Genomic DNA, 16,796 nt, shown 5'->3' with positions numbered 1-16,796 from the left:
TGGCGATCGCGCAACTTGCCCAACCATCGTTAATCTCTCCCTAGGTTTATGGGACTCCTGGCAAATTGGATTTGATGAGTTGAAGTCTACTGGAGGGGTTCTGTCACCCAAGTAGATTCAGCTTCTGTATCCGATTTGCTAAGCTGAGCTAGCTTCCAATTTTTCTGGTCGGGTTGCTGTTGCAGGTAGACCTCGAACGGATTTTTTTCTTGAGTGACTTGGCGGCTGGGAAACTTCAAGGTGAGGTCGTAAGTTCCTTGCAGATGGTAAGCGGGTAAGCCTTGAATCTTTAGGGAGTCTTGCTGGTCGATCGCGACTTGCTTCACTTCCACTTTGGGGGGCTTTTTGAGTCGGAGTTGTTGGGCGAGGGTTTGCTGAGTTTGGCCGACTTGAAGAGCGATCGCTTGTTGAACGACTCGGTCACTCAGCCCCGGAATGCCGTTGCCACAAGCCGTTAATAGTCCCACCAGAACTACTGCCAAAATCGCTCGGATCATAAACTCCACTCTCCTCTGAGTTCTAATTACAGCAAATCACACTCAATATAGTAATTTTGTAGCTGCATTTTTAAGCAAAACATCCCTATGTCTAATAAAACCCTTGATTTAACAGACCAACTGTATAACTATCTGTTGTCCAACTCTTTGCGGGAACCGCAGCTTTTAGCGCAACTACGACAGGAGACCGCTGAACATCCGATGGCTCAGATGCAGATTGCTCCAGAGCAAGGGCAGTTTATGGCGCTGTTGGTGCAGCTACTGGGGGCTAAGAAAACGCTGGAAGTAGGAGTATTTACAGGTTACAGTTCCTTAGCGGTGGCGCTGGCTTTACCCGCTGATGGCAAAATCATCGCTTGCGACGTGAGCGAAGAATATACCGCGATCGCCCGTCGTTATTGGCAAGCCGCAGGCGTGGCTGACAAAATTGAGTTGCGGATTGGTCCAGCCGTGGACACACTAGACCAGCTTTTAGCAGCGGGTCAGGCAGAAAGCTTTGATTTTGCCTTTATTGACGCTGACAAGAGCAATTACTGGAACTATTACGAGCGATCGCTGCAACTCGTGCGTCCAGGTGGGTTGATCGCGATCGATAACGTGCTTTGGTCTGGACGGGTGGCAGACCCGCAAGTGCAAGACAACCGCACCGAGTCGATTCGCGTCTTCAATGCCAAGCTGCACCAAGACCAACGCATCACGCTCAGCCTGGTTCCGATCGCGGATGGCTTAACCTTGGCTCTAAAGCGGTAGCTGAACCAGCGTTAACTAAACAAGAACCAAACACCTGCCCACGCGACCAAAACACCCAGAATGGCCTGTCTGCTGACCACCTCACCCATTGCGATCGCGATCGGCAAAATGAACAGGGGACTGGTGGAACTGAGAGCTTGGGCTACCCCAACTGCCGTAAATTTGAGCGAAGTTTGTTGCAGCCAGATTCCCAAATAGGTGCTGAAAAAAGAAGTAATGGCAATCGCCCCTAACCAAGACAAACCCTGACGGCGATCGCGCTCAAATTCTAGGGTCTGCATCACCAATCCTGCTTGCCGTCGCACTAGTAGCCACACCAGCATCACCAACACCCCGGCGGCTAAACGGACTAGGGTGCTCCACAAGGGGCTGATAGTGCTCTGAGTTAAAGCAGCACGAGATAGCACCGCCCCTCCTGCTTGGCCCAAGGCTGCTAGTAAACCGTAACCAACTCCTAGTAGAGGATGCGTTGGTTTGCCTGTCGCTGAATTGGCTGTTTCGGTAGGCGATCGCTCACTCACCACCCAAGTCACACCGACAATGGTAAGAAAAATCCCCAACCAATTGCTCAGTTTTAGGGTTTCTTGCAAAAACAGTAAGGCGAGGAAAGCGGAGAGCGGGGGTGCTAAAGCCTCCAGTAGCAGAGTTCGCCTTGGCCCCAGTAAATTCAGTGCGGCAAAGTAATAAGTGTCGCCAAAGCCAATCCCTACCACTCCACTCAGGATCAATAGCCCCAAAGCGGTAACGTTAATGTCGAGTAGACTACTGCCTTGAAGCCAGAGGGTAATGGCGAGGAAAGCGATCGCGATCACGCCTTTCACAGAGTTCAAAACCAATGGAGGCACCCGCTGCCCAATGCGAGTGTAGATGACAGACGCGATCGCCCACAAAAATGCCGCACTCAGCGCGGCTAGTTCGCCCTTAAACTGGGTGAGCCAAATTAGCATGGGATTCGTGGAGCTGATGAATCCCTATAATCTCCCAACTTTGAGGTCTTGGAGAATTTCGTTAGCGGCTTGGATGCCAGAGAGAGCGGCTCCTTCCATAAAGCCCTGCCATTCGTAAAAAGAGTTGGCATGTTCTCCGGCGAAATGGAGATTACCGACGGGTTTGCCTTCGTTGCCCGCAATGCTGGTAAATTGTCCGGGCGTGTAGCAGGTGTAGCTGCCTTTGGTCAATGGGTTAGAGGGCCAAGGCTCTAAGTGAACGCGGTATTGACCATTGATTTTAGTGGCGACTGCTTTTGACCCCGGATACACTCGATTGAGATCCGTAAGGAAACGATCGGCCTCGATTTGCACATTACTAACTTTGAGACGCAGAGCGCGATCGCCACTGGAGTAGTCGGTGAGAATTGCCTGAGTACTGGTGGCTTTAGCAGGGTTGGTTTCCCAGGTGGATTGGTGGTTGGGCAGGTCGGAGTAAGAGCTGCCGTTGCTGGCAGGGAGCCAAGGCCGCCCGTTGAAGCCGAGCATCATCTTGGCATTGTTGCCATAACCCAGCTGTTGGATGGCTTGAACCTTCCAGGCAGGCAGACCCAGGCTTGGATCCAACTCGACTTGACGTAGTGTCGTGAAGGGAATGGACAAAACTACCGCATTATAAGTAGCGGTTGTGGTGCGGGAGCCACTCTGGAAGGTGAGTTCAATCTGATTGGTGCCCGTTTTTCGCACCCGCAGCAGTTTCATGCCCAGTTTGACTGGACTTTGTAGGCGATCGCGCAACCCTTGCGTGATTTTGTCATTCCCCTCGACTACGTGATAGCGTTCATCACTAAAGACACCAAAAGGCGTGAATTTAGAGCGGCGATCGGCATGGATAAACAGGAGGAAGTTTAAACAGCTTTGTTGAGCGATCGGTAGGCCATATTCCGCTTCATAGGCGGCTTTGATCGCTGCCTTCACCACATTACCCGCTTGGCGGCTGTCCAGATAGGCTTGTAAGCTGGTGCGATCGAGTCTCACATCTGCCTCGGTGTGGCTATCAGCACTAGGCTCACCGGAGAGCGTCCGTAAGTCTGCTTGCATAGCCGACACCAAAGCTCGGAACTCATCCACTACGACTGATTCTGGGTAGCGCTGACCGTTGAAATAGTAGAAAACTTCTCCTGGTTGTTTGTTGACATCTTCCAGCGTCAAACCGAATTCGCGCGCATAGCCGATCAGGGTTTTGTGCAAGTTATCAATAAACTCACCTCCCCGCTCCGCTACCTGCCCAGGAAAGAAGTTGTTACTCAAAGAATAGCAACGGCCCCCGACGCGATCGCTGGCTTCATGGAGGGTGGCAAGAATGCCATTACGTTGGAGTTCGTAGGCACAAGTCAATCCCGCAAATCCTGCCCCTACAATTCCCACAGTGGCACTTGATTTTGGTTTGGGTGCAGCACTGACCTGACCCATGTGACCCACGATCGCGCCTGCAATTCCCAAACCACCTAACGCTAACAACTCCCGACGACGCAACCGTTGGCGATCGGCAGCTTCCTCAATCGCGGCGAGCCACTCTAAACCTTGGCTAGTCGAAATCTGCTGCCGATCGCAAAATAAAGCAACCCGGATAGCCCGCGCCAAATTGTCGAAGAGAGGGGAGTGACTCATAAGCTTCCTTAACAGCAGTTTTCTTAATAGCGAGTGAGGAAAATAGTCCCTAACTGGAGTTTGTTAGATCTGCTACACGTTAGCCAAAAACTGAACCGACTGTCATCCTAAAGGAGCCATAATTCTCCTGCTAAGAATCCCGTGAGATTATTTTTGCTCGTATGGCTTAGCGCCTTTTTGCTTTAATAAAGCGGCAATCTCTGGCTGGTTTGTGGCAATCGCGTGATCCAGAACGGAGTAATAGCCATATCTCAACCGATGAGGTTCCACAAAAGTTTCGCGACTCGCTGCATCAACTCTTGCCCCCTGTGCTAGTAGAAGTTTCACGATCGGTAATGAGCCTCGCCGCACTGCAAACATCAACGGAGTCCGCCCTAAGTGATGGGTAGGATTGACATTGACTTTTTCAGACAGCAGTCGTTGCACGATCGCCGGATTACCCCGCCAAGCGGCATAGTGCAGTGCATTCTCTCCATAGGCATTAGCTGCTTTTGCATTCGCACCTTGTTGCAGTAACAGTTCCACCAGTTCTTTATTGCCGTGTCCTGCGGCGACCATCAGCACTGTTGTCCCATTAGCGCGATCGCGGTCGTTTGGATTGGCTCCTCCTTTAAGAATTAAGCGGATTGTTTCCATACCCTGATCGCTGACTTGAGGAAACCGATCTATGTGGCTAGTCCAATCTAGAAAGTTAATGTATGAGTTGCTGAATAAGGCTTCTTGCAAAATAGAATCTGTATTCCCATCTTGCTGATTCGGGTCTGCACTGTGCTTCAACAACAATCGAACCAGCGGATCATTTCCTGTACGTACAGCTTGTCGCAGGGGTGAAACACCGTCATTAGCATTAGGGTCTGCGCCCCGCTTAAGCATGAGTTGAATCAGCTCTGGCTGATTGGTCTGAACAGCTCTCAGCATTAATTCAGAGCGCTCAATGTCTTGAGCCGATACAGACTTTAATAACCGTTTGGCTTGGGCAAAATCTTTGTTGAAGAAAGCAGCCTCTAACGCTTCTATTGGGGTCACAGTAGGCTGTAGTTTCAATTGTGAAATAGGTTTTGGTTGACCGGGTGGAGTAAAGGAGACTCGATAGCCACAAGCCGTGAGTAGAATCGCTAGGGCGATCGCTACACTATTCTTACCAAGACATCGATTTATCTTTTTTCCGGGAATTCTATCTGTCATAAACATCGTTCTCAGGCTGCATGAAAATTAGCCAGTCGCCTCAAGACCTGATCATTCATCATCGACAACCAGGGAGATGGATGATCGCGATCGCTTGTTTGGCAGTTGGTGTGGCAGCAGCCCTTAGAACCAGCATTATTTCAGAGATCTCCTGTCAACGAACTGCAACACTATCAAACTGTACTCTGACCTATGGCTCATTGAGCGGTCTCACCTCAGAAAGCGAGATTCAAGTCAAATCCGTTTATAAATCGCCCATCTGTGTACCTCCTCAGCTTGGCTGGACAGGCTGCCTTGACCAAGTAAATGTATTAGAAACTCAGCGGGGTAAAGTTTATGTTTTGGGAATGGAAGCCGATCTCCTAGCTGATGTTGTGAATCAATTTATCAGCCAATCCAATTCGTCTTCGTTACAGCTTGAAATCTATGGTTGGTCGTTGAATCATCCTTCCTATAATCTTGTATTTTTCATTCTGCCCTTTGTCATGTTTATTCTGCTGTCCGATTGTCTAAGACAAGAAAAAATTTACAGGTGCCAGTTTAATAAATCGAGCGGTTGGGTGACGATTGCCTGCATACAGATCTACGGCACAAAGGTAGTCACCACAGAATTCCCCATCGCAGACATTGAAACAGTTCATCTACGTCGATTTATCACCAATTGCCTGCTCCTAAAACTGAAATCAGGCAAACAGGTGCGAGTTGCGGAATTTCTTTGGATACCCGTTCAGACAAAGCGATCGCTCGAAAAAGGCCGCCAGGTAATCACGGAGTTCCTTCAGTGAGAATTTTGAAACAAACCTATCAAGAACTTGTGCTCTGCCATCGGCAAACAGGTCGCTGGTTGGTTGCAGGTGGCTGGCTGTTGCTCCTCTGCTTAGGAGCGATCGTCGGGTTTAGTTTTAAGCCAGAAATTGTTTGTCCAGGTGGCACCCAAACTCCAAGTTGTAGATTAACGTACCGCTCATTTACAGGTTTAGCACTAGAGCGAGACATTCAACTAAAAGCGGCTCGCTCCGAAAGCATCTGTGGGTTTAGCCGCACGCAAAAATCGAGTTGTAACGGTTTCACCGTAATCTTGACGACTGATGCAGGAGACATCTCTTTTCCAGATGACTATCTCCGCTTTCAAAAGAAAAGAGCGAATCAATTTATTCAAAATCCCAGCAAGATCTCATTTCAGATTCAGTCAGGAGTTTTGCCCGTCATAGATCGGCCATTTCTCTTTGTGCTTGGGTGCATGGTTATTGCTGTAATATTGCGGGCGGTAAATACGTCACTGGCAAAAGAAGAAATTTATACTGTGAGATTTAATAAGACGAAAGATTGGTCTACGGTGACGCGCAGACAGCGCTCTGGTAAACCCCCAATTGCAGTGACTGAGTTTCCAATCTCGGCGATCGCATCTGTGAATGTAGGTCGAGATTACCTTGTTCTAACGCTAAAATCTGGGCGAGAAGTTCGGCTTGCTGCTGCAATTTGGGGCAAAAAAACTATGGTAGAGCCTATCGGTGGATCTCCAGTAGAAGTGAATCAAGCTTTTAACGAAACTCAGAAGGAGATCTCCGCCTTTCTGCAAATTTGAGCAGAAGTAACCGATCTCCCGAATTGTGCCTAAAGCTCTAAAGCCACTCAAAGATAACGGGCAACTTGGACTGTGATTTCATTTAGCGGCTTTTGGGGCAATCGATTCGCCTTCAAGACACGGCTAAAGTTGACTGATGCTCCAGCTTGTAATGCCCCAGGAATTTCCAGCGGCACAATCCCTTTGTAGAGAACCTCCTGACTTTGCTGATCTACCAGTTTGTATTCCACTAAAACCAGAGGGATAGGCTGACTATTGCGATTCGTCACGCTACCTGACACGGCAACCAAGCCATTGGCTGTAGGCTCAACCCGCAAATTGGAGAACATCAGTGGTGTCAGTCCAGATACGGCAGGCGATCGCGAGCAAACTGAGCCATTTAAGTCAATCACTGCTCCTGCGGAGTTCAGCATCCAGCAGCCTTCATACTCTTGAGCGATCGCTGGTTGGCCAAAGCAGCCGATTTCTACTAACAGCAAAGCTAAAACAAGTAACAAACGTAAAAAAGTCAGCATGGCAGGATTTCAATAGTCGCGATCGCAGCCCACTACTACGGTGGCAACTTTAATCTAACCTGGGTCGCAACTGAGCTTGCGAATGGAGAGATTCTGCGCTGCTAAATGGAATGCGGCATAGGATTCAAGAGCATATTCGAGTAAATGAAAGAAAAGTAGCATTTCTGGGTATTTTAGTAGCAGTAAGTTGCCCCCTTCGACAGGTTCGCTAGTTTAAGACCCATAGGGAGACACTTCCAGCTATGCCAGAGACAGATTCATCAATTGTTGATTTGACTGACATTCAAGGAATTGTTGCTCAAGCCAGTGAGCTATTTAACCTCATTGACTCTGACAACGCTTTTGGTAGCATTACCTTTCCATCTATCCTGGACCGTGCCAGCAGCATTTCTCAGTTCGTACGCTCTCTAGCAGCAGGGCAAAAAGATACAACAGGTGCATCATTTGAGGAGCAGCTTGAATCTGCTGAAACCATTCTGACAGCACTTCAGTCTAGTCTAGGTGGCATAGTTGACCTTAGCAAACTTGCTGATTTGCTCAAAGACATAGACAGCGCTAACTCGAAGATCAACATTCCCATCGAGAACGCTGGCTTTGAAGACCCAGCTCAGGAAGACTTTACCTTTACCGTTGAGCCACCGCCTGGTTGGGACGTTTACGACCCCAATGACATTATTCCTGATGTAACAACTGACGACTCTTCGGCAACGGGTGTCTTTAACCCCTCCCTCAACAATTATCCTGGTGGCGTTCCAGAGGGAGATAATGTTGGCTATAGCTTCTTAGTTGATCCTGTGGGGAGTGGAGAGGCAGGTTTAAGCCAAACTCTCGATACGCTGCTTGCTCCCAACACTCGTTATACTCTTTCGGTTGCGGTTGGTAATCCCACAGGTGATGATCCAGTTCCAGGAATTTCCTTCCCAGGCTTCTCAGGCTACCGCGTTGAGTTGCTAGCAGGTGGGCAAGTTTTGGCAGTGGATGACAATTCTCTGCATATTCCAGAAGGAGAATTCAAAACTTCCAAGATTACTTACACCTCTTCTGCCACTGATACGGTGATCGGTCAATCCTTAGAAATTCGCCTGATCAACTTGTTGCAGGGACCAGGGATTGAGGTTGATTTTGACGATGTGCAATTGACGGCCAAAGCGCTTCCTGTAGGCAGTAAAAGCTCCCACAACTTGAGCGAGGAACATGGCAGCCTCCTCAATCCGCTGCATCCGTCCTCTAACTTGACCCTCCCTTTAGGAGCCGTTGATAGTTCTAGTTTGCTTGGCTAATTCTGCTTGAGATGAGCGATCGCATCTCTATTTGCCAGAGAGTTAGAGATACCTGTAGGGGCGAACCACCGTTCGCCCTCATAAGCCCTAGAGCCGTAGTTGATCTAGCAATGTCTTGACTTGGTAGGGGGAGACGAGAGTATTGGCACATAAAATCCCTGATGCCGCTACAGCAGGCACGCCAATTCCAGGACTCGTGCTGTCTCCTACCCGATATAAGCCTGCGATCGGAGTTTGGGGTCCAGGAAACATGCCTTGTCCAGCGGCGATCGCGGGGCCATAGGTGCCTTGGTAACGGCGCAAGTAATGGGCATGGGTGAGAGGAGTACCAATCAGTTCAACCACAATGCGATCGCGCAGATCTGGAATGACCCGTTCGAGGGCACGAAAGAGAGTTTGAGCTTTCTCTTTTTTGCGCTCCTCGTAGTTTTCATCTCGCTGCCAGCCTGTAAAGGGTTCTAATGTGTAGGCATGAACCACATGATGACCCGCTGGAGCCAGATCAGCATCCCACACGGATGGAATAGAAATCATGCAGGTGTTCCCCGGAACGGTGATATCTTGCTCAGAGCTATGCACCACCACATGATGTCCGGTGAGAGCTTCTAAACCATTGGCTCGGATACCGAGGTGTAAGTGCATGAAGCTTTCTACTGCTGGTGTGGCGATCGCTTCCTCACAATAGGCCGTAGGCAAATCCTCCAGCTTGAGTAGCTTGGTGTAGGTATCCCAAAGCGTGGCGTTAGAAATCACAACTGGAGCTTTGACGCTTTCACCGTTACGCAGTTGCACTCCTACGGCTTTGCCGTTCTCAACCAAGATTTGCTCCACGTGAGTTTTGAGCCGCAGTTTGCCGCCCCAACGCTCTAAGCCTCGAATTAGCGCTTGGACGATCGCCCCGCTGCCACCCACAGGGTAATCAATCACCGATCGCGATCGCTCTCCCAGCATAAATGCCACCTCTGGGGCGATCGTGCCTGCTGCTTTCAGTCCTGACAGCAAAAAACACTCCAAATCAATTAACCGCTGCACCCAAGGATCTCGCACCGTTTGATCCATAATTTTGCCGACTGAACTTTGAATCATGCCTAGCTGCGGCAACAGCTTGATCAAAGCGGGAAGGTAACGGGTGGCTAGGATGGGTCCAATTTGCCAATCAGCTCGCAGGGCGATCGCTGGAATGCCCCGCAAGGCTTCGTAGAGAGCTAACAATCTGCGTTCAAATTGGGCAAGTTCTTGAGCGCCTTGAGGAGTAATGTGGGCCACAGCGGCTCGATAGCGTTCAGGATTGCAATACGCCGGAAATGTGCCTTCGGGGAAGTGGTAGTGACCCAGCGGATCATAAGCGATCGCCTCTACCCTCTCTTCCAAGACATCCAAAACTTGGCGTAGCGGGTTCAAACTGTTGGGGTCGCTCAAGCCTGCATAAAATGATGGGCCAGCATCAAAATGAAAGCCTTGATAGGTAAAGCTCTGAGCCGCTCCCCCTGGCAGATTATGGCTTTCGCAGACCAGCACTCGCTTGCCATAGCGTGCCAAAAGAGCCGCAGCAGTCAGGCCACCAATCCCGCTGCCAATCACAATCACATCAAAATCTTGAGCTTCAGAACCTTGCATGTAATTTTCTTGAGAGAACAGACATCAACCAGTAGGGAGACGAGCTAAGCGCGATCGCTAGGCTAAGGTTAGTCACCGTAGCACTCTGACAGAGATTTGATGATTGGGGAATCGGGAAATTTTGCGACCACCCATCAAAGCTTCTGTGAGCAATTACTAGCAAGAGAACGCATATAGGACCCAACTTGCTATGAACATATTATCGACTGAAGAATTAAAAACCTTAGTAGAACAAACCCAAGGTGTGTGTGTTTCGCTATACATGCCGATGGTTCGCCTCGGCTCTGAAACTCAGCAAAACCCAATTCGCTTTAAAAACTTGATTCGGCAAGCAGAAGAACAACTGGTTAACCAGGGTATGCGCTCTACCGAAGCTGTAAATCTGCTAAAACCCGCTCATGACCTTGATCATGAGGACTTCTGGCAGCACCAAAGCGACGGATTGGCTATTTTTATCGCCAATGGTGTGTTTCGGTACTATCGTCTACCGACTAGCTTTAATGAGTTGGTAGTCGTCACCGATCGCTTCCACATCAAACCCCTACTGCCATTCTTAACGGGCGATGGAAAATTTTATCTGTTGACTCTGAGTCAAGAAGATGAAGTGAAATTCTTTGAAGGCAGCCGTTTCAGCCTTCAAGAGCTTGAGGTAGAAAATATGCCCAAAACCTTGAATGAAGCGCTGCATTATGATGGGCCAGATCAGGGGATTGAGCAGCGAATCGCGACTTCTCGGGGCGGCACCAACAACTCATTCCAGCAACCGGGTACTTTCCATGGTCAGGGCAACGATGGGGCAAAGCAAAATGATATTCTGCAATTTTTCCATCGCTTAGATGAAAGCTTGCATGACACATTGCGGAATCAAAAAGCACCCTTGGTTTTAGCAGGGGTGGAATATCTCCTGCCGCTCTATCACGCAGCTAATACCTACCCTCACTTGCTGGAAGAAGGGATTAACGGCAACCAAAAAATCTCCCAGCCAGAAGATCTCCATGACGCCGCTTGGCAGATTGTAGAACCTCTCTTCCAGCAAGCCCAACAGCAAGCAGTGGAGCACTACCGAGAGCTGAACGGCACTGGCAAGAATTCTCACGATTTGAAAGAGGCAGTTTCTGCGGCTTACTATGGGCGGGTGGAACAACTATTTGTTGCAGTGGGTGTGCAACAGTGGGGGACCTTTGATCCTGATGCCAACCAGATCCAAGTTCACACTGATGCTCAACCTGGAGATGAAGATTTGTTAGATTCTGCGGCAATCCAGACTCTCCTAAATGGTGGGATAGTCTACGCCGTTGAACCAGATCAAGTCCCTGAAGAAGCACCTTTAGCCGCTGTCTTCCGCTATTAATTAGCAGAAACTCACGAGCTTTAGAACGAACTACAATCTGCCTCTAGAATTTGTCAGTCTCCCAGAGAAGCCTTAACATGAGGAGTCTTGGGAGACAGATGATAAAACCGCAGATGATCGTTACAGCTATCGTCATAAACAAATTAACCATAGGCACCTGTGGGCAAAAATCCTAAGAGTCGCTTTAGGCGTGGATCTGCTTCTTCATAGCAATGACTAGGCATCTGGTAATTCATGAATGACCCATACTTGTGTCCGATTAAGCGCTTGGCATAAGTCACTTGTGTAATGTAGCGAGTCACCGCCGAAGAGTTCCGCGAGCCACGGTGCCAAACCTGATTATTGAAGCACACCGCCGATCCCATCGCTCCTAAGCAATGCTGGATAGAATCTTCATGGCCCGTAATATCACCATTACAAAACCTACCAAATAGATGAGAACCGGGAATGACTTGAGTAGGTCCGTTTTCTGGAGAAAGCACATCTGTCAGGTAATAATTGATGGTGAATGCCAAAACATTCAAACGGATGTTAGTTAAGGGTTTGCCATCTAGAGAAAGCATATGCGGCGTATCATCTTGATGCCACACATTGTTTCCTAAACCATCTGTTCCAGCAGGGATTTTGAACGAGTTGTTGTGAATGACATGGACAGTATTGGCATTGGGAATACCATCACTGATTGCATAACCTGGCCCATTTGCCCCACCGATGAGATGTTCAGCAAAGGTTGCGATTGGTTCCAGAGCAAATAGATCGAGGTTAGCTTTGGATTGCTCAAACATCCGCATCACAATCGTTCTAGAACATTGATAGTTGTCTCCCTCAGCTTGTTTCAGAGCCGTATCCAAATCATTCCTCAGTAACCTACATTGCTCTGGCGATAGGACATTGGGAATGACTAGAAAGCCATTGGCATGAAAATAATCAATCCACTGCTCTAGCTGCGCTGCGGTGGGCTGTCCCATTGTTAAATATTCCGCCATTGCCTTAAACCTTCCCACAAAGTCTGATTTTGCTCATTGGTGCCGATTGTGATCCGCAGCTTATCCTTTAGGCCAGATTGATGGAAATAACGTATCCAAATGTCTTGTTCCTTTAGCGCTAGAAAAATCTGCTCAGCGTTTTTCTCAGGCGGCTCTACCAATAAGAAATTAGTTTGAGAATTCCACACCCAGAAACCTAAGTGCTGTAAATCCTGAGCAAGCTTGGTTCGGGATGCTTTGACTTTGGCGACACAAGCATCTTTATAGGTTTGGTCTCGCATCGCTGCCGCACCCACTAGGGCAGCGATCGCGTCAATGTTGTAGCTATCTTTCACCTTCAGTAATCCCTGCAACAGTTGAGGCTGAGCAATGCCAAAGCCAAGCCGCAGCCCTGCTAAAGAGTATCCCTTAGAAAGGGTACGGAGGATAATCACATTCTCAAACTCCTGCACTAGGGGCAAGGCCGTCTCTTCAGCAAAGTCTACGTAGGCTTCGTCAATCACCAATACTCCGGTTAGTCTAGCGGCTAACTCCCGCAGCTCAGCGATCGCCACTCCATACCCAAAGGGGCTATTAGGTGCAGTAATGAAGGTTACGGCTCCATTAGCTGCGACCAGTGACTCAATCGGCAAATGCCCATCTGCTGGATCAGCAACTTCAACGCGATCGGCGGGTTGGATCTCCGTCAACAAGGGATACAGCATGTAAGTGGGCGTGGGGTAAACCACTTGGCGTTTGCCCTCAGCGCAAGCTCGCACAACTACATGCAGCAGTTCGTCACAGCCGTTACCTACAATGATCCAGTCAAGGGGAATCTGGAGTACTGCTGCGATCGCTTGCCGCAACTCATTGGCATTAGCATCCGGGTAACGCCGCAAGTATTCCAGATCTAGATTTTGTAGAACAGCACGAATGGTGGGGGAAGGAGGATAAGGATTTTCGTTGCTATTAAGCTTGATGCTGGGGCTGCCAGGTTTAAGGTAGTGGCTAGGGGTATGGCCTGTCATGGCCTCAACATTCGGGCGGAAATAACTAGACATGGCTGGGCAGCATTTAGACTGGTTGCAAATAGGACACCCTCAAGTTTAGATATTCCAGTTGCCCAACTGTCTGCCAATGAAGCTGCCAATGAAAAACCCCTGGGCGTCTTTCCGTGTTTCGACTCCAGGGGTTCTTCAGTTCTGACTTTGCTCCTCACACATTTATATCATCGTGCTAAATCGGTAGAAGCGGTATCTGCCTTATGACAGATTTCAAACTGGCTCACTACCCAGTTCTTTCTAAAGTCGTCCTATCAATCGCTCAGCTCGCCTGGAGCAGGACAGACAAAGCTGACAAGCTGCTGGGTTTGAGGATGGGTAAAGGCTAGTTGATAAGCATGAAGATGATAGCCACAATCTCCGGGTACGGGTAATTCCTCGGACTCTGTTGAGGCTGGATATTGTGGGACACCTCCCACACCGTAAAGCGGATCGCCTACCAGCGGATAGCCGACAGACGCAAGGTGAATCCGGATTTGGTGAGGTCGTCCAGTCTGAATAGTTACTTCCAGCAGCGTGCTGGCGGCGTTGCGTTTAATCACTCGACAGTCACTACGAGCAAATAGTCCATCTGGCGTGGCCCCATAGATGTACCCTAAAACCGGGTGTGGAGTTTTGCCGATGGGTTGGGTAATAGTGAAGCGAGGCTCCAGATTTGGAGCAGGGCCAATCAAAGCTCGATAAACTTTATGAATTTGGCGATCGCGCATTTGCTGGCTCAAATTAGCTCTAGCCAAAGGCGATCGCGCAATTAGCATTAAACCTGAGGTGCCTCGGCCCAAACGATGAATGGGAACGGGTTCTGTTTGGCGATAGCGCTGTTGTAGTTGCCACAGCAAGGTATGTTCCAAAAAGCCACCGCCTGGTAACACGGGCAGACCAGAAGGCTTTGCGACAATCAGCAAATCTGAATCTTCGTGCAGCACCTCAAAATTCAGCGGCACCTCAGGTTCTTCCCAAGGGGGGCGGTGATAGGCCAAAGATTGTCCGGGTCGTAACTGGGTATTAGCTTCAACCTGTTTGCCATCTAGCAGAACTTGCCCAGCGGCAATCCGTTCCTGCCATTCTGCTTGACTTGAGTGGCGATAGTGTTGGGTGTAGTACTGCAAAACGCTCAAGCCAGCTTTGGCGCGACTCACTTGTTCTCGATAAACCCAACCCCGATTCATATCGTTTGGTCTGATGCCTCCATAAACCAGTCCAACTTAGACTGTACGTCTGACTGTAACAGGCATCAATTACTAGGCATTATTAAGTATTAGTAGGCATTGGAGCGATCGCAAATGAAATTAACCGATTTGCAGCGAACCGTTTCTCCCACAGACAGTAGACTGCTGACAAGATAGACAGGTAACGTTGGACTCAGCAGTCTAGTCAAGGCAGGGTAGAGCAATGGTGCGATTACAGTTGTGGCAGTGGGTCGTATTAGCACTTCCGATCGTCAGCATTGTTGGTTTTCTGCTCATCGCCGCAGGCGTGCAAATCCACGAATGGCATCTGAACTGGATTTGGGCTGTATTTACCCTCGGTTTGGTCGCTTGGCGGTGGCTGCTGGTGCAGTGGACTCGACCTGCGATCGCCCAGCTAGAAGCAGTGATGGCGGAAATGAGCGCGGAACTAGAATCTTCCTCAGATGTAGCTACTCAGTTGCCTGGAGGTAAAGAAACTGCCAGTACAGCAGAATCAGCTTTCCAAGAAGTTCTGCAAGCTGCCCAAAGCGATCGCCCCATTTGGGAAGATTGGCAAACCTTCTGGAACCGATGTCAGGATTTGGTGGCCGCGATCGCTCACATCTACTACCCAGATGTAAAATATCCCCTACTCAACATCTACGTGCCCCAAGCCTACAGCTTAATTCGGGGTACGGTGGATGACCTCGATCAGTGGATGCAGAAGCTCTCACCAGCGTTGAATCAGGTAACGGTGGGCCAAGCTTACCAGGCTTACGAGGTGTATCGAAAACTGGAACCTTCGGCTCGTAAGCTATGGCAAGTTTTAGGCTGGGCCCAATGGTTTTTGAATCCTGCTGCTGCCTTGGCGAAACAGGCCAGCCAACGCTCTAATAACCAAGCTACCCAGGAACTCCTAGTGAATTTGAGTCAGATGCTCCGGGAAGCAGCGCTGCGAAACTTATGTCGGCAGGCGATCGCGCTTTACAGTGGCGACACCTTACCCACTGCAACCTTCTCTACCGCCCCTCCTACTCTCCCGCAAGCCAAAACCCAAACCCTCCGTGACATCCTCTCCCAAACTGAATCGCCGGAAGTGGTGGCACAAAAACCCGTCAATATGTTGTTGGTCGGGCGCACCGGAGCGGGCAAGAGTAGCTTGATCAATACGCTATTTCAAGCTGAGCTAGCCGAAGTAGATGTTTTGCCCAGCACTGATCAAATTCAGAACTACCATTGGCAAGCCCAAACAGGTGAAACTCTAACGCTGTGGGATACACCAGGATATGAGCAGATTAATCGGGCTGAGTTACGCGAGCAAGTGCTGGACTATGCCACGACAGCGGATCTACTCCTGCTGATTACGCCTGCTCTCGATCCAGCTTTGCAAATGGATGTGGACTTCCTGAAGGAGATCAAAACAGAGATCGCAGATTTACCTGTGATTGTGATTGTCTCCCAAGTCGATCGCCTACGTCCAATGCGTGAGTGGACACCACCCTATGACTGGCAATGGGGAGAACGCCCTAAGGAGAAGGCGATCCGAGAAGCCACGCAGTATCGCTCTGAGTTATTAGGAGAGTTTTGCGATCGGGTGCTTCCAGTTGTAACTAAAGATAGCAAAACCAATAGAAATCCTTGGAATGTTGATGCGCTCTCAATGGGATTGGTGGAAGCGATCGCTCCTGCAAAGCAACTGCGTTTGGCTCGTTTTCTGCGCGATCGCGAAGCTCGTACAGTGGCAGCAGCCAAAATTATTGACCAGTACACCTTCCAAATGGCAACGACTCAAGGACTCACCGCGTTACTCAAAAGTCCAGTCCTCCAGTTTGTCTCCACCATGACCACCGGATCTCCTGCCCTAGCCCAGTTGCTCATGCAAAAGATTCCAGTTGAGCAGTTGCCTGTAGTAATCGGTAAGTTACAGATGGCTTATGATTTATTCTCGCTATTGGGCACAGGAGACGCCAAAACTCGCAATTTTGACTTGCTCACCCTCTGGCCTTTGCTCCTAGACAATCCTGCGTCTCCGGAGCGAAACGCTTGGGCTTTTGGTCACGCCTTAGTGGAGTACTGGGCCCAGCATCTCACTGTAGAACAGCTCCGAGAGCGCCTTGAATTCTATCTGCAACAGATTTGAACTGGCTGCATCAATGATTAAGGGGGGGTGAAGCGAAGCGCAATGCACCCCTCTACAATCCTACTTCTGGAGGGGGTCTGGGGG

General features: G+C 49.5%; 15 protein-coding genes. 6 read left to right on the top strand and 9 right to left on the bottom strand.

What is annotated here, in order from left to right:
- Positions 1–86: 86 nt before the first annotated feature.
- Positions 87–497, bottom strand: coding sequence for a hypothetical protein (locus NDA01_RS16480; protein WP_348228792.1), 411 nt, complete (start codon positions 495–497; stop codon positions 87–89).
- 87 nt (positions 498–584) lie between these two features.
- Between NDA01_RS16480 and NDA01_RS16475 the strand changes: the two genes are divergently transcribed.
- Positions 585–1,247 (top strand): class I SAM-dependent methyltransferase, encoded by a 663-nt coding sequence (locus NDA01_RS16475; protein ID WP_348228791.1) that lies wholly within the window; start codon positions 585–587, stop codon positions 1,245–1,247.
- Positions 1,248–1,258: 11 nt separating this feature from the next.
- On the opposite strand, the gene NDA01_RS16470 is transcribed toward NDA01_RS16475, so the two are convergent.
- The 3 genes from NDA01_RS16470 to NDA01_RS16460 form a co-directional block, all read right to left on the bottom strand.
- Positions 1,259–2,194 carry a DMT family transporter gene (locus NDA01_RS16470; protein ID WP_348228790.1) on the bottom strand — a complete coding sequence of 312 codons (936 nt, stop codon included), beginning with the start codon at positions 2,192–2,194 and terminating at the stop codon, positions 1,259–1,261.
- Positions 2,195–2,218: 24 nt separating this feature from the next.
- Positions 2,219–3,844, bottom strand: a complete 1,626-nt coding sequence (locus NDA01_RS16465; protein ID WP_348228789.1) for a flavin monoamine oxidase family protein — start codon at positions 3,842–3,844, stop codon at positions 2,219–2,221.
- 147 nt (positions 3,845–3,991) lie between these two features.
- A complete protein-coding gene (locus NDA01_RS16460; protein WP_348228788.1) occupies positions 3,992–5,029 on the bottom strand; it encodes an ankyrin repeat domain-containing protein in 1,038 nt (345 codons plus the stop codon).
- A 20-nt stretch (positions 5,030–5,049) separates the two neighbouring features.
- Here NDA01_RS16460 and NDA01_RS16455 point away from each other — a divergent pair, with 20 nt between their 5' ends.
- Both NDA01_RS16455 and NDA01_RS16450 read left to right on the top strand, forming a co-directional pair.
- Entirely contained in the window at positions 5,050–5,814 is a 765-nt protein-coding gene (locus NDA01_RS16455) for a hypothetical protein (RefSeq protein WP_348228787.1), read from the top strand.
- Positions 5,811–6,614: a hypothetical protein gene (locus tag NDA01_RS16450; protein ID WP_348228786.1), complete on the top strand. Its 804-nt coding sequence runs from the start codon at positions 5,811–5,813 to the stop codon at positions 6,612–6,614. The genes NDA01_RS16455 and NDA01_RS16450 overlap by 4 nt, the downstream gene beginning before the upstream one ends.
- A 47-nt stretch (positions 6,615–6,661) precedes the next feature.
- On the opposite strand, the gene NDA01_RS16445 is transcribed toward NDA01_RS16450, so the two are convergent.
- The gene (locus NDA01_RS16445) at positions 6,662–7,129 is read right to left on the bottom strand and encodes a DUF3426 domain-containing protein (RefSeq protein ID WP_348228785.1); all 468 of its coding nucleotides are present in this window, start codon (positions 7,127–7,129) and stop codon (positions 6,662–6,664) included.
- Positions 7,130–7,371: 242 nt separating this feature from the next.
- On the opposite strand from NDA01_RS16445, the gene NDA01_RS16440 reads away from it, so the two are divergent.
- A complete protein-coding gene (locus tag NDA01_RS16440) occupies positions 7,372–8,409 on the top strand; it encodes a hypothetical protein (RefSeq protein WP_348228784.1) in 1,038 nt (345 codons plus the stop codon).
- An 87-nt stretch (positions 8,410–8,496) separates the two neighbouring features.
- Here NDA01_RS16440 and NDA01_RS16435 read toward each other — a convergent pair whose 3' ends face one another.
- Positions 8,497–10,026, bottom strand: a complete 1,530-nt coding sequence (locus NDA01_RS16435) for a phytoene desaturase family protein (protein ID WP_348228783.1) — start codon at positions 10,024–10,026, stop codon at positions 8,497–8,499.
- 190 nt (positions 10,027–10,216) lie between these two features.
- On the opposite strand from NDA01_RS16435, the gene NDA01_RS16430 reads away from it, so the two are divergent.
- Positions 10,217–11,377, top strand: coding sequence for a baeRF3 domain-containing protein (locus NDA01_RS16430; RefSeq protein ID WP_348228782.1), 1,161 nt, complete (start codon positions 10,217–10,219; stop codon positions 11,375–11,377).
- 143 nt (positions 11,378–11,520) lie between these two features.
- Here NDA01_RS16430 and NDA01_RS16425 read toward each other — a convergent pair whose 3' ends face one another.
- The 3 genes from NDA01_RS16425 to NDA01_RS16415 all read right to left on the bottom strand — a co-directional run bounded on the left by NDA01_RS16425 (position 11,521) and on the right by NDA01_RS16415 (position 14,572).
- Positions 11,521–12,363, bottom strand: a complete 843-nt coding sequence (locus NDA01_RS16425) for a phytanoyl-CoA dioxygenase family protein (protein WP_348228781.1) — start codon at positions 12,361–12,363, stop codon at positions 11,521–11,523.
- Entirely contained in the window at positions 12,348–13,403 is a 1,056-nt protein-coding gene (gene hisC, locus NDA01_RS16420; protein WP_348228780.1) for a histidinol-phosphate transaminase, read from the bottom strand. The genes NDA01_RS16425 and hisC overlap by 16 nt, the downstream gene beginning before the upstream one ends.
- A 254-nt stretch (positions 13,404–13,657) precedes the next feature.
- Positions 13,658–14,572 (bottom strand): RluA family pseudouridine synthase, encoded by a 915-nt coding sequence (locus tag NDA01_RS16415; RefSeq protein ID WP_348228779.1) that lies wholly within the window; start codon positions 14,570–14,572, stop codon positions 13,658–13,660.
- Between the two features lie 223 nt (positions 14,573–14,795).
- Between NDA01_RS16415 and NDA01_RS16410 the strand changes: the two genes are divergently transcribed.
- The gene (locus NDA01_RS16410) at positions 14,796–16,712 is read left to right on the top strand and encodes a GTPase family protein (RefSeq protein ID WP_348228778.1); all 1,917 of its coding nucleotides are present in this window, start codon (positions 14,796–14,798) and stop codon (positions 16,710–16,712) included.
- Positions 16,713–16,796: the final 84 nt, after the last annotated feature.

Origin of the sequence: Trichocoleus desertorum AS-A10 (genome assembly GCF_039962155.1) — a bacterium.
Classification (GTDB): Bacteria; Cyanobacteriota; Cyanobacteriia; order FACHB-46; family FACHB-46; genus Trichocoleus.
The sequence above is the reverse complement of the archived record's forward strand: the minus strand, read 5'-3'. Positions and strand labels throughout refer to the sequence as shown.